12 protein-coding genes are annotated in these 13,723 nt (G+C 70.2%); 8 read left to right on the forward strand and 4 right to left on the reverse strand.

What is annotated here, in order from left to right:
* The first annotated feature begins 61 nt into the window (after positions 1-61).
* From AC31A1_RS31960 to AC31A1_RS31970, 3 genes are all read left to right on the forward strand, one after another.
* Complete coding sequence (locus AC31A1_RS31960; RefSeq protein WP_489656680.1) at positions 62-709, forward strand: antibiotic biosynthesis monooxygenase; 648 nt, start codon at positions 62-64, stop codon at positions 707-709.
* A 69-nt stretch (positions 710-778) separates the two neighbouring features.
* Complete coding sequence (locus tag AC31A1_RS31965; protein ID WP_489656669.1) at positions 779-1,420, forward strand: ArsR/SmtB family transcription factor; 642 nt, start codon at positions 779-781, stop codon at positions 1,418-1,420.
* Positions 1,421-1,436: 16 nt separating this feature from the next.
* Entirely contained in the window at positions 1,437-2,162 is a 726-nt protein-coding gene (locus tag AC31A1_RS31970) for an SRPBCC family protein (RefSeq protein ID WP_489656670.1), read from the forward strand.
* 54 nt (positions 2,163-2,216) lie between these two features.
* Here AC31A1_RS31970 and AC31A1_RS31975 read toward each other — a convergent pair whose 3' ends face one another.
* The gene (locus AC31A1_RS31975) at positions 2,217-4,040 is read right to left on the reverse strand and encodes a DUF8508 domain-containing protein (protein ID WP_489656671.1); all 1,824 of its coding nucleotides are present in this window, start codon (positions 4,038-4,040) and stop codon (positions 2,217-2,219) included.
* Positions 4,041-4,363: 323 nt separating this feature from the next.
* On the opposite strand from AC31A1_RS31975, the gene AC31A1_RS31980 reads away from it, so the two are divergent.
* On the forward strand, positions 4,364-5,800 hold the full coding sequence (locus tag AC31A1_RS31980; protein ID WP_489656672.1) for a hypothetical protein: 1,437 nt from the start codon (positions 4,364-4,366) through the stop codon (positions 5,798-5,800).
* Between the two features lie 218 nt (positions 5,801-6,018).
* Positions 6,019-7,485: an alkaline phosphatase PhoX gene (locus AC31A1_RS31985; protein ID WP_489656673.1), complete on the forward strand. Its 1,467-nt coding sequence runs from the start codon at positions 6,019-6,021 to the stop codon at positions 7,483-7,485.
* A gap of 15 nt (positions 7,486-7,500) precedes the next feature.
* Here AC31A1_RS31985 and AC31A1_RS31990 read toward each other — a convergent pair whose 3' ends face one another.
* Positions 7,501-9,036: a hypothetical protein gene (locus AC31A1_RS31990; protein WP_489656674.1), complete on the reverse strand. Its 1,536-nt coding sequence runs from the start codon at positions 9,034-9,036 to the stop codon at positions 7,501-7,503.
* A gap of 94 nt (positions 9,037-9,130) precedes the next feature.
* Between AC31A1_RS31990 and AC31A1_RS31995 the strand changes: the two genes are divergently transcribed.
* Positions 9,131-9,778, forward strand: a complete 648-nt coding sequence (locus AC31A1_RS31995) for a GntR family transcriptional regulator (protein ID WP_489656675.1) — start codon at positions 9,131-9,133, stop codon at positions 9,776-9,778.
* 13 nt (positions 9,779-9,791) lie between these two features.
* Positions 9,792-10,808, forward strand: coding sequence for a 1-aminocyclopropane-1-carboxylate deaminase (locus AC31A1_RS32000; RefSeq protein WP_489656676.1), 1,017 nt, complete (start codon positions 9,792-9,794; stop codon positions 10,806-10,808).
* Here the strand turns inward: AC31A1_RS32000 and AC31A1_RS32005 are convergent.
* On the reverse strand, positions 10,805-12,256 hold the full coding sequence (locus AC31A1_RS32005) for an MFS transporter (protein ID WP_489656677.1): 1,452 nt from the start codon (positions 12,254-12,256) through the stop codon (positions 10,805-10,807). The genes AC31A1_RS32000 and AC31A1_RS32005 overlap by 4 nt on opposite strands.
* A gap of 147 nt (positions 12,257-12,403) precedes the next feature.
* On the opposite strand from AC31A1_RS32005, the gene AC31A1_RS32010 reads away from it, so the two are divergent.
* Positions 12,404-12,988, forward strand: a complete 585-nt coding sequence (locus AC31A1_RS32010) for a TetR/AcrR family transcriptional regulator (protein WP_489656678.1) — start codon at positions 12,404-12,406, stop codon at positions 12,986-12,988.
* Positions 12,989-13,051: 63 nt separating this feature from the next.
* Here AC31A1_RS32010 and AC31A1_RS32015 read toward each other — a convergent pair.
* Positions 13,052-13,723: TerD family protein (locus AC31A1_RS32015; RefSeq protein ID WP_489656679.1), on the reverse strand; the 672-nt coding region annotated here is incomplete at its 5' end.

Raw genomic sequence — 13,723 nt, forward strand, 5'->3', positions numbered from 1 at the left:
GCAGCGTTCCCACCCGCCAGGTGCTGAATATGGGGGCGCCGACCCCCGCGTCGGCGCCCCCATATTCAGCACCTGGCGGGTGGGAACGCTGCTGCGCCAACGGCAGTCCGTCGAGGCGATCGCGGGCGCCTGGGAACGCCGCCCCTGGCCCGCCGGCGACCTCCTCGGCTACCACGTGTACACCGGCGACGACGCCTCCACCCTGCTGCACTACTCGCAGTGGACGAGCGAGCCGGCGTACGAGACCTTCGTCAAGACCCACCGCCAGGAGCGCGTCGACGAGATCGGCACCGCCGTACCGGGTATCGAGCGACTCGGCCTCGGCCGCTACCGCCACTACCGCAGCGGCGGCCCGGCGGACCGGGGCGGCCGTGTCCCCGGATGCGTCGTGATCGTCGACGTGGAGTTCGAGGGATCCGACCCCGACCGCCAACGCGCCTGGGTGGACGCCGTGTTCGAGGCCCTGGAGAGCGAACCCGCGCCGCACCCCGGCGGTATCTCCGCCCACTTCCACCTCTCCACCGACGGCACCCGCGTCCTCAACTACGCCGAGTGGGACAGCGCCCGGTCCCACCTGGAGGCCCTCGCCGCCGCCGGCGACGGCATCGGTTCCGCCACCGCGCTCTGGGAACGCGTCCAGACCTGGCCGGGACTGAAGAGCACCACGGTGAGCCGTTACGACCACGCGCTCGGCCTCGTGCCCGACTGATCCGGCGCAGGCTCCACCGACAATCCAGCTCCCCTGGACAAAAAAAGTGTTCGGTGAGACGGTGGACGCATGCTGGACGTCACCGTGATCGAGGACCCCGAGGCCGCAGCCGTCTCGCTGGACCCCATAAGGGCCCGGCTGCTCGCCGAGCTGGCGGCCGGACCCGCGTCGGCCACCATGCTGGCCGGCAGGGTCGGACTGCCCCGGCAGAAGGTGAACTACCACCTCAAGGCGCTGGAGCGGCACGGCCTGGTCGAGCTGGCCGGCGAGCGGCGCAAGGGCAATGTCACCGAGCGGCTGATGCGGGCGACCGCCGCGTCGTACGTCATCTCGCCGCTCGCGCTCGCCGCCGTGCAGCCGGACCCGGACCGGTTCCGCGACCAGCTCTCCGCGCGCTGGCTGCTGGCGCTCGGCGCCCGGCTGGTGCGGGACGTCGGTTCGCTGATCACCGGCGCGACCAAGGCCCACAAGCGGCTGGCGACCTATGCGCTGGACGGCGAGGTGCGCTTCGCGTCCGCCGCCGACCGGGCCGCGTTCATCCAGGAACTGACCGCCGGCGTGAGCGCGCTCATCCGCAAGTACGACGCGGGTGGCGCGGAGGAGGGACGCGACCACCGGATCATCGTGGCCGTCCACCCCACGGTCAAGGAACAGCCGCAACCCCGGCCCGTCCCGGAACCGGACCCGTCCACCCCTGAATTGGACCAGTAGGACTCAGGAGCCAGTCATGTCCAAGGAATTCGAGATTGTCTACGAGTTTGAGGTCGACGCCACGCCGGGGGAGGTGTGGGACGCCATCACGTCCGGTACGGGCGGGTGGCTGTGGCCGATGGAGTTCGACGAGGAGAAGCGGGTCGGGCCCTTTGGGTCCACGCTCACGAACTTCGACCCGCCGCACCGGCTCACCGCCCGCACCGAGGACGTCGGATTCCCGGTCCAGAGCCTCAACCAGATCGACGAGACCATCGAGCCCCGCGACGACGGCCGGCGGGCCTGGGTGCGGTACGTGCACAGCGGGATCTTCACCGACGACTGGGACAACCAGTACGACGGCGCGAGCAAGCACAACGGGTTCTATCTGCACACCCTGCGGGAGTACGTGACCCACTTCGCCGGTCGGCCGGTCGCCTTCGCGACACTCAACGGGCCCGATGCCTCAACTGCCCCTGACGCGCTGGACGTTGCGGCCCGCGCGCTCGGCCTCGCGGACGACACCGCCGAGGGGGCACGGGTGCGGGCGCGCGGGCCCGAGGGTCAACTCCTCGACGCCGTAGTGGACTTCCGCGACCCGTACTTCATCGGACTGCGCACCGACAGCGCGCTGATCCGCTTCTTCGGACGCAACCACTGGGGTGCCCCGGTCGGCGTCAGCGTCCACGACTTCGCGCCGGACGCCGACGCCGAGACGAACGAACTCGCCTGGCAGAACTGGCTGGACGGGGCCTTCGCCTGACCTGGTGCAAGCCGGCGAGACCCCGTCCACCCACCCCCCGTGGGCCCGTAGGTGCTACGGCTGGAAGCGCAGCACCTGCGGGTCGTGGTCGCTGATCTGGTCGTTGAACTCCGAGTTGATGTGGACGCTGTCGTACTCGAAGCAGTCCTTGCGGACCGACGGGCTGATCAGGATCTGGTCCAGGACCTGCTGGTTGCCCTGGTAGTCGTACGTGTAACGCTCGTTCTTCGGCAGGGACTTGATCGCCGAGTACAGCTCGCCGTCGCCTTCGAGGATCTTCGCGGTGTCGGAGAACTCGAAGTCGTTCATGTCGCCGAGCGTGATCACGTCCGCGTTCTTCTGCGCGGCCAGGATCTCGTTGACGAAGGCGTTGACCGCCGTCGCCTGCGCGTGGCGCTGGGTCTCCGAGCTGCGGGTGACCGGTTGGTACTGCGCGGTCAGCGGCTGGTCGCCACCCTTGGAGATCAGGTGGTTGGCGATCACGAAGACCGTCTTCCCCTTGAAGACGAACTCGCCCGCGAGCGGCTTGCGGCTCGCGCTCCAGGCCGCGTTGGCCGGGTCGATCCGGCCGGGGGAGACGGTCAGCTGGGCCTTGCCGTGCACCTTGGTGACACCCACGGCGGTCGTGGAGTCGCCGCCCGCGCGGTCGGTGAAGGAGACCCGCTCCGGGTTGAACAGGAACACCTGGCGGATGTTGCCGCCGGGCTCGCCGCCGTCCTTGTCGTTGACCGGGTCGATCGAGCGCCAGTCGTACCTCGGGCCGCCCGCCGCGACGATCGCGTCGATCAGCTTGTTCACCGTGACGCTCGCGTCGACCGTGCCGTCGTCCGTGGCACCGTTGTTGTCCTGGATCTCCTCCAGGGACACGATGTCGGGGGACTGCAGGTTGTTGACGATCGCGGCGGCGTGTGCGGCGAAGGTGCCGTCCGACGGGTCGAGGTTCTCGACGTTGTACGTCGCCACCGCGAGCTGGCTCTTCGACTGCTTCTTCGTCGTCTCGCGCTGGAGACCGCCGCTCTTCACGGCGCCGATCTCGTTCGCGACGAGGGTGTAGCCGCCGTACTGGTTGAAGTCCAGCGGACCGTCCGTGGTGCCGGTGAGCTTGTCGCCGACGTTGACGACCGGGAAGTCCGCCGTCGCGCCCAGGGACTGGATCTGCAGACGGCCGCCGTTCTGCGAGTCGTAGGAGCCGTAGACCGTGCCGCCGCGCTTGGTGGCGTTCTCGTGCGGCTTCACCGTGACCCACAGCTCCGCGTACGGGTCGGTCGCGGTGACCACGCGTGCGTCGGAGACCTGGACGTTCATGCCCTCAAGGGACTCGTAGTAGTCCAGGGCGTACTTCTTGGGCTGGAGCGCCAGCGCGTTGATCGAATTGCTCGCGGCGGTGTCACCGGCCTGGGTGTACGTGCTCGGCACGGACCGGTCGCTGATCTCCGTGGCGGCCGGAACGGCGTTGCCGCTGGAGACGACGGTGACCGTCGGCTTGGTGATCTCGGTCAGCGACTGGTTGCCCGTGGCGGCACCGCCCGGCACGTACTCGGAGACCGTGCCGGAGACGGTGACCGAGTCACCGACGGCGACCTTCGGCGTGGAGCTGGTGAAGACGAAGACGCCCTCGCTGGTGGCCGGGTTGTCGTCCGGGGTCGCGTCCTGGAACCAGAACCCCTTCGACGAGCCGTACGTACGGACGCCCGTGACGATGCCCGGTACGTCCGCGACCTTCTGGCCGGCGTACGGGGACACGCGGGTCGTGCCCTGGATGTCGTGGATGCGCACGCCGTCGGCGTGCGCGGGCGAGGTGAGAACGATCGTGGACGCCACGGAACAGACGGCGGCGACGGTCAGCGCGGCGAGACGCGCGGAGGACTTGCTCGGCAACGGGATCCCTCCGGGGACATGCATGAGTGCCGGGACGAGGGTGATGGAACAGGTGAGAACAGGCAGTACGGCGGTGGGAGCCGCGAACCGGTGGGGCGGTGGCGACGCGCGTAGATGTTACCCGGACTGGGTGTCCATGACATTTCTACGCGCGTCAATCTCATTGCGGGACCGCCCAGTTGTCAAGGTTTCAGCCACGTACTCCTCGTGGCCGGAACATGAACCGGGCGGCATGGGTGGAAATCCGTCTAGGCTGAGCGGCTGAGTCGTGTGTCGTGTACGGCCGTCGTACGGCCTTCGAGGCGCCCTAGGAGAACCCACCGATGTCAGACAGCTCCCCCTTGCCGCCGGTGCGGCTGAACTCCGAAGCGGAGCTGGCGCGCGACGCGCTGTCCACACCCCTGCTCGCCCGGGCCGCACGGCTCGCCCGCTGGGCGGGTCCCGACACCCGGATCGACGCCGGTGGCAGCCTTGTCGACGAGCAGCTGCCCGCCGCGGCCGAGCTCCTCGGGCTCACCGGCGAGGACGCCGCGGCCGACGCGAGCGAGGCCTGGCGGGTCGCCGTGGACACCGGGCTCGTCGAGGTCGTCGACGAGGAGGAGGGCACCGTCGCGGCCGGCGAGGAGCTGGCGCTGCTCACCTCCGGCTCGCCCGGCGACGTGCTCGCGGTGTGGCTCGGCGCCCTCGACACCCTCCTCGCGGACGCGAGCGTGCCCGATCTGGACGGTCTTGTCGACGCCGTGGACGAGGGCGGCGAGGTCGATTTCTCGTCACTCGACTGGGACCCCGAGGCGGAGGCCGAGTTCCTCGACGGCGTCCTCGGCAACCTCTACCTCCTGACCGTCAACGAGGACGGCCCCGGCGACGGACCCGTCCCGCTGCCCGCGCTGGCCGCCTCGATGATCGTGCCGAGCGACATGGGCGAGCCCACCAACGACGTCCTGGAACAGGTATCCGACGCGATGATGCGCCTCGACGACCAGTTCCGGCTCCTCGAACCGGTCGGCATCGTCGAGTACCAGCCCGTCGACGAGGCCCTCATGGCCGACCCGGACGACCTGGCGGACGGACCCTCCGCGCCCGTCGACGAGACCGACGTCACCCGCTACGGCATGGTCCGCCTCACCCCCCTCGGCCTCTACGGCCTCCGCGCCCGCCTCCTTGAGGCCGGCTTCGCCGCCCCCGCCGTAGGAGATCTCGCGGACAAGGGCGCGGACGCGCTGCTCGACGGGACGTCGACGTTCCCGCAGGGGGCCGTGCGAGCCGAGACCGAGCAGTGGCTGGCCCGCCGCGAACCCCTCGCGGCGGCACGGGAGTTGCTCGCCGCGGCCCGTGGCGCCGACACAGGGGCGCCCCTGCGGCGGCTGCTCTGCCAGCAGGCGCTCTCCCTCGTCGGCGACGAGGCCGAGCCCGCGCTCCGCGAGGTGCTCGACGACCCCGAACTCGGCGGCCTCGCCCGGGTCTGGCTGAGCGAACACGGCGCGAGCGACGTCCCCGCACCCTCCGAGGACCTGGTGTTCTGGCTGACCGTCGACACGGTCGCCGCGCAGCTCGCCGCCGAGGGCAACTCCGAGGAACTACAGGCCCTGGTCGAGGGCCTGGCCCAGCAGCACAACGGGTTCTTCGCGGCGGCCTGGCGGGTCGACCACCCGGCGACCGCGGACGTCCTGGAGGCGATGGGACGCCTGCACCCGGACAAGCGGATCGCGAAGGAAGCGCGGAAGGCGGCCTTCAAAGCCCGTTCCCAGCAAGGGAATTGAGCCGATCGGCGAGGGCGGGCCGAGGCGATGCGGAACCGGAGATTTTTGAATCCCATGGCTGATCTCATACGGCTGCGTGGCTGATCGCATACGGATTCATGGAAGAGGGCCCGGCGAAGTCGACCGGTGTTCAACTCGTGTTCAGACATGGGCGGAAGCGTGGCGCCGACCGAGGTCCGCCACCCTCCACGGCACACCCACCGTCACAGGAGACACGCATGTCGCTCACCCGCAGGGATTTCACCGCCAAGTCCGCGATGACCGGTGCCGGGGTCGCGCTGGCGGGCAGCGTCGGCGCCCTCGCCACCGCGCCCAACGCCCTCGCTTCCACCGACACCGACGTCGACGCCGAGAGCACGGCCGAGAAATCGGCGTCCGGACACGGGCACGGGCACGTCGGTGTCGGCTACGGCCCGCTGATCGCCGACCCGGACGGCCTCCTCGCCCTGCCCGCCGGCTTCAAGTACCGCGTCATCACCTACAGCGGCAGGACCAAGCTGGAATCGGGCGAGTTCACCCCCTCCAACCATGACGGCACGTCCACCTTCGACGGCCCGCGCGGCGCCACCCTCCTCGTCAACAACCACGAGCTGGCCGGCCCCCGCGCCAACTGGCCCCACCCCGTCCCGCTCACCGAGGGCCTCGTCTACGACCCCGCCGCGGCCGGCGGCTGTACGGTCGTCGAGGTCCGCCGCGACCACGTCGCCGAGTGGGTCGGCATCGCCGGCACCGCCACCAACTGCGCGGGCGGCAACACCCCTTGGGACACCTGGCTCACCTGCGAGGAGACCGAGGACAAGGCCGGCACCAACGGCTTCACCAAGGACCACGGTTACGTCTTCGAGGTCGACCCCGTCGACCGCCGCGCCAACCGAAGCCCCAAGCCGATCAAGGCACTTGGCCGCTACGCCCACGAGGCCGTGGTGGTCGACCCCAAGCGCGGCCACCTCTACCTGACCGAGGACGCGGCCAACCCGAACGGCCTCCTCTACCGATGGACCCCGCCGGAGCACTTCCACCACGGCCGCGGCAAGCTCCGCACCCTCGCCGACGACGCGGGCGTCCTCCAGGCCTTCAAGTGCTTCGACTCCGGCGGCAAGTTCGTCGACGACCTCTCCCGCGCCACGAAGATCGGCACGGTGTACGGCGTCGACTGGGTCGACGTCCCCGACCGCGACGCGAAGACTGTGTCGGTCCGCAAGCAGTTCGCCACCGGTGAGGTCACCCGCGCCCGCAAGCTGGAGGGCATGTGGTGGGGCGACGGCGGCACGTACATCGTCTCCTCGTTCGCCCGCACGGAGAGCCCCGTCCAGCACGACGGCGCCGTCTGGTTCTACGACCCCAAGCGCCGCACCCTGACCCTCAAGGTCCTGATCGGCGTCAACCCCGACCCGTCCGTGGACGGCGCGTTCGACGGCCCCGACAACATCACCGTCTCCCCCTACGGCGGCCTCGTCATCGCCGAGGACGGCGAGGGCGTCCAGCACCTGTTCGGCGCGACCGACAGCGGCCGCACATACCCGATCGCCCGCAACGAACTCAACATCGGCACCGCGGAGAAGCCGGAGTTCAGCGAGTTCACCGGCGTGACGTTCTCCCCTGACGGCAAGACCCTGTACGCGAACATCCAGACGCCGGGGATCATGCTGGCGATCACGGGGCCTTGGAAGCGGCAGAAGCGCTGACCGCCGGCGACCGGGTCACAGCCGCTCGTCGGCGGGGAAGAGCAGATGTTCCGCGGCGATCCTGACGAGCGGCACTTCACGTCCCAAGGAGAGTTCGTCGGTGTACGGGCTGTACCGGTCGCCGGACTCCTTGCTGTGCGTGACCGCGCACCGGACCTGGTAGATGCGCTCTGCGGCACGCGCCCTGAGAACAGCCTGCCCGGCCGGATCACCGGCACGGCCGAAGTCCAGGTGCGGCACCTGGGCGAAGTGGACCGTGCCGGTGGCGAAGTAGTCGGCTGCGCCCTGCAGATACTGGTCCAGGTCGGCGGCGAGTGCACCGATGTCGAGGTGCCTGTCCAGCACCGCCTTCAGCCCTCGGACCTCACGGAAGGCGAGATCCTCGGTGCGCTCGCCGAGGGCGTCGGCGGCCGGCTTGGCGGCCTTGCGCATGCTGTCCGCGGGGCGCTCCAGTACGCCGCCCGAGGCTTCGACCCGCCGGCGCAGTGCCTGGAACCACTCCTCCTCCATGCTGTACTCCAACACCTGGTAGTAGCCCATGAAGGCCGCGAAGGGATCGGTCGCCGCGATGGCCCGGAGATAGCGCTGGGACAGCTCTTCCTGGACCTCGTGTCCCTCCTGGACCTCGGGCGCCGGGCCCAGCAGCCGGTCGCCCATGAATCCGGTCGCCGTGCCTTGACCGATCGCCTCCACGAACTCCTCCGCCCGCAGCGGAAGTTGGCGGATCAGCCGAGGCTGGGACGACCCGTCGAGACGGTTGACGTCGAGAACCGGTACGAGCACCACGTCGCTCTCGTAGGCCAGCCGTACTCGGAACGCCGTTGCCACCTGCTCCAGTTCGGCGAGGTCAATGCCGGGCGGGCCGTCGAGCCGCAATGAGCACAGCCAGGGCTCAGCCGTCACGCTGAGCAGCCGCTGCGCCGAGATCCGGGCGACGGCGCCTTCGGCCAGTCCCTTGCGGTGCTCCTGCTCGATGAGGTGAGCCTGCGTCCGCTGACGGTCGAACACCGACAGACGCTCTATCCCGGAGCGCCTCAGTGCGAGCCGCAGCAGCAGGGGGAGCGAGGGCGGGCCGACCGTGACCGTGCAGGTTCCCTTCGGCGTCGGCACCTCGTACGCCGTGGCCGTGCCTTCCGGGGCGCGCAGCGCCTCATGCTGTGTCTCGTCACGGACGAGCACTTCCAGGCCGGCCGGTTGGACGATCTGTGTCTCGGGGCGTTCCCGTGAGTCCATCAGCGTTCGCGCCAGCGCGGCGATCGCGTCGAAGTCTGCCTCCGCGTGCCACTCCGCGCGCGGCCGGTCGTCGAAGGACAGGTACTTCTCCCGCAGTATCTCGTCCATCTCGGCGTCGCCCGAGCCGCCGCGCAGCAGGCTCGCCCCGAACTCGAAGACGACCCGCCGCCCGCCCTCGTCCCCCGGTTCGTAGTCGCTGAACAAGTTGCTCATGAGGCCGACGATCGCCGAGGCGACCTCATCGACGTCGGTCAACGACGACAACTCGCCGAAGGTGTCCCGCCCCGCTTCCGGCGACGGCTGTTCCCTCTGTTCCATCTGCCCCCCTCTGGCTCGACGGCCCACAGTATCGGTGCGCACTCCTTTGTGCCCCGAGATTGACATCTAACATTTCAGTTCTACTATTCGGTTCATGGAAGCCCTACGGCCCGTCCCGCGCACCCTCCTCCGCGACCGCGCCTACGAAGCCATCCGCGACGCCATCGTGGCCGGGGAGATCGAACCCGGGGCTGTGGTGCGGGACGCCGATCTCGCCGAGCGGCTCGGCTTGTCGCGCGCGCCGGTGCGCGAGGCGTTCTCGCGGCTGGTGGAGGAGGGGCTGCTGGAGAGCAAGCCGCAGAGCTACACCCGGGTGACGCCGGTCGTGGCCGCCGAGGTGCGGGACGCCGCCGCCGTGGTCGGGGCCATGCACGAGTTGGTGACACGGGCCGCCGTACCCCTCTTGCGGGACACGGACGTTGACGTGATGCGCGCGGCCAACGACCGGTTCGCCGCCGCCGTGGCCGCCGGTGACGTGGACGCGGCCCTGCGCGCCGACGACGAACTCCACGACGTACCGGTGCGGGTGAGCGGCAATCGCGCCGCCGCCGCCACCATCGCCCGTTACACCCCGCTCATCCGCCGACTGGAGCGACGACGCTTCGGCGAGGGCGGCTCATGCCGCTCGGCCGGACTGCACGAGCGGCTGATCGAGGCCTGCGCCGAAGGTGACACGGACGGTGCGGTCCGCGTCACGGCCGACATCTGGCACACCCTCGCAGACCTGGCCGACGCCGACTGACCCTGGAGAACCCATGTCCCTTTCCTCGTACGACCGTTACCCCCTCCTCTTCGGCCCCTCGCCCGTCCACCCGCTGGAGCGCCTCACCGCCCACCTCGGCGGCGCCACGATGTGGGCCAAGCGCGAGGACTGCAACTCCGGTGTCGCCTACGGCGGCAACAAGACCCGCAAGCTGGAGTACCTCGTCGCCGACGCCCTCGCGAAGGGCTGCGACACCCTCGTCTCGATCGGCGGCGTGCAGTCCAACCACACCCGCCAGGTCGCGGCCTGTGCCGCCCGCGCCGGGCTCAAGTGCGTGCTGATCCAGGAGAGTTGGGTGGAGTGGCCCGACTCCGTCTACGACAAGGTCGGCAACATCCTGATCAGCCGGCTGGCCGGAGCCGACGTGCGGCTGGTGAAGGCCGGGTTCGGTATCGGCTTCAAGGAGAGCTGGGAGCAGGCGCTGAGGGAGGTCGAGGAATCGGGCGGCAAGCCGTACGCCATTCCGGCCGGCGCCTCCGACCACCCGCTCGGCGGCCTCGGCTTCGCCAACTGGGCCCACGAAGTCGCCGAGCAGGAGCGGGAGTTGGGCGTCTTCTTCGACACCGTGGTGGTGTGCTCGGTGACCGGCTCCACCCAGGCCGGCATGGTCGCCGGGTTCCGGGCGATCGAGGAGGCGGGCGGCCGCGAGCGCCGGGTCCTCGGCATCGACGCCTCGGCGAAGCCCGCCGAGACCCGGGAGCAGGTGGCCCGCATCGCCCGCGGAACCGCCCAACTGATCGGCGTCAAGCGTGAGTTGACCCTCGATGACGTCGAACTCGACGACCGCTACCACGCCGGCATCTACGGCATCCCGGACGAGACCACCCTGGAGGCGATGCGCCTCGCCGCCCGCACCGAGGGGATGGTCACCGACCCCGTGTACGAGGGCAAGTCCATGGCCGGGATGATCGACCTGGTCGCCCGCGGCGAGATCACCGCCGACTCCACCGTGCTCTACGCCCACCTCGGCGGCCAGCCCGCGCTCAACGCGTACAGCGCGCTGTTCTAGGCAGTCCCCTCGGCCCGCTCGGGTTTCCTGCCGGTGATCACGAACGCCGACACCAGCAGCGCGGTCAGGGCGATCAGGGCTCCGACGCCGAACGCGCGGGCCGAGCCGTGGACGAGGATGTCGGACGGTGATCCGGTCGCGTGCCGGGTCGCCGTGCCGAAGACCGTGACGAGGGTGGACAGGCCGAGGGTGCCGCCCAGCCACTGCAAGGTCTGGAGGAGGCCCGACGCGGCGCCCGCCTCGCGGGGTTGGACGCCCGCGAGGATCGTCGCGTTGAGGGGCATGAAGCTGAGGCCGACGCCCACGCCCAGCAGGAGCAGCGGGCCCAACAGTCCGGTCAAGTAGCCGTCCTCCGCGCGGAGTTGCGACAGCCATGCCGCCGAGACGACGAGCAGGGCCATGCCGGTGAGCAGCACCGGCTTGGCACCGGAGCGGGCCAGCAGCCGGGGCACGAAGCGGACCACCGTGAACATCGCGAGGGTCATCGGCAGGAAGGCGAAACCCGCGCGCAACGGGCTGTAGTCCAGGACCCGTTGACTGATCAGCGTGAGGAAGTAGAACGCGCCGAACATGCCCGCCGGCAGCAGCAGGACGCCCACGTAGCCGCCCGCGCGGTTGCGGCTGGTGAACAGGCGCAGCGGCATGATTGGTTGGGCGGCGCGGGACTCGACCAGGGTGAAGCCCGCCAGCAGGGCCGCCGCGAAACTGAACCCCAACTGCGCCTGCGTATCGCCCCAGCCGTCCGACGAGACCCGGATGAACGCGTACACCAGCGAGGTCATCCCGGCGGTGCCGGTGAGCGCGCCCGCCGCGTCGAACCGGCCCGCGTGGCGCGGGGTTTCGCCGACGAAGCGGGGGAGCGCCAGGGCCACGGCCGCACCGATCGGCACGTTGATCAGCAGCGACCAGCGCCAGGATGCCCAGGAGGTGAGCATGCCGCCGATGACCAGGCCTATCGAGGCGCCGATGCCGGCCATGGAGGTGTAGATGCCGAGCGCGTGGTGACGGCGCGGGCCCTCCGGGAAGTTGGTGGTGATCAGGGCGAGCGTGTTGGGTGCGATGAGCGCGGCCCCCACGCCCTGTAGCGCGCGGGCCGCGAGCAGCCAGGCGCTGTCGGTCGCGAGTCCGCCGAGCAGGGAGGACGTGGCGAAGAGCAGGACGCCGATCGTGAGCGTACGGCGGCGGCCGGCGATGTCCCCGACCCGGCCGCCCAGCAGAAGCAGCCCGCCGAAGGCGAGCGTGTAGGCGTTGAGGACCCAGGACAGGCCGGTGGGGCTGAAGTCGAGGTCCTTCTGGATGTCGGGCAGCGCGACGTTGACGACGGTGGAGTCGACGCCGACCATCAAGTAGGCGGTGACGACGACGAAGAGGACGGTACCGAGCCTGGCGGGCCGGGGTGGTGCGGAGAGAGTATCGGCGGTGGTGGACGGTGCGGACGGGGTGGACATGGAGTTCTCCCGGTCTGGCGTCCCCGTGTGAAAGACGTGCGGGCAGCACGGACTGCCCGTCGACGAACACAGTGATAAGCGGGGACTGTCTCCGTTTAGTACTCGGTAAGATACGGAGACAGTCCCCGGTTCGCAAGGAGTATCTGGATGGCGCAGGTCAGACCCATGCGCGCGGACGCCCGGCGCAACTACGACCGACTGCTGAAGGTGGCGGCGGAGTCCTTCGCCGAGCACGGGGAGAACGCGTCCCTCGACGACATCGCCAAGCGCGCGGGCGTCGGCTCCGGGACGCTGTACCGGCACTTCCCGACCCGGCAGGCGCTGCTGGAGGCGGCCTATGTCGAGCGGATCGAGGCGCTCGGGACCCGCGCCGACGAACTCGCGAAGGAACTGCCCCCGGGCGAGGCGCTGGCCGAGTGGCTGTACGAGGTGTGCGTCGGCACGATCCAGGTGCGCGGCATGAAGGCCCTGCTGGGCTCGGCCGTCGCGGACGGCAGCAATCGCGCGCTCACGGCCTGCGGTACGCATATGAAGGGCGCGGCGCAGCGGCTGGTGGAGGCGGCGCAGCGGGAGGGGACCCTGCGTCAGGACATCGAGCCGATCGAGGTCCTGCGGCTGGCCCACGGGGTGTCCACGGCCTCGGAGCTGGCGAACGGGCAGGGGAAGTACATCCGCCGCTATCTGTCCCTGCTGACGGACGGGCTACGGCCGGCGGCCGCCCAGGGGGAGTGAGCTGAACGCCGGGCGCCCCTCGCTCAGGGGCGCCCGCAGCGGTCGTAGGACTGTGTGGGGTGGTTACAGCGCCTGGGCGGCCGGCTTCACCATGCCCCGCACCGTGCGGGACTTCACGAAGTCGCCCATCGCGGTCATGTCCCACTCGCCGGAGAACTGCTTGACCAGCTTCGCCATCATCACGCCGGTCTGGGACTCCGCGTTGGTGAGGTCGAAGCGGACCAGTTCCTCGCCGGTCGCGGCGTCCAGGAGGCGGCAGTAGGCCTTGGCGACCTCGGTGAACTTCTGGCCGGAGAAGGAGTTGACCGTGAAGACCAGGCCGGTGACCTCCTGGGGGATGCGGCCGAGGTCGACGACGATCACCTCGTCGTCACCGCCGCCCTCGCCCGTGAGATTGTCCCCGGAGTGCTTGATCGCGCCGTTCAGGATCGAGAGCTTGCCGAAGTAGCAGCTGTCGATGTGGTTGCGCTGCGGGCCGTAGGCGATGACCGAGGCGTCCAGGTCGATGTCCTTGCCGCGGTACGCGGGCTCCCAGCCGAGGCCCATCTTGACCTGGGAGAGGAGCGGGCGGCCGCCCTTGACCAGGGAGACCGTCTGGTTCTTCTGGAGGCTGACGCGGCCCTTGTCGAGGTTGATCTTTCCGGCGCCGAGCGGCGGTGCGGCGGGCGGCGGCGGGGGAGTCGCGGCAGCCTGCGGTACGGGAGGTGCCACCGGGGTCTGCACCGTCGGGGCGGG

This window comes from Streptomyces sp. P5F9, assembly GCF_057961495.1.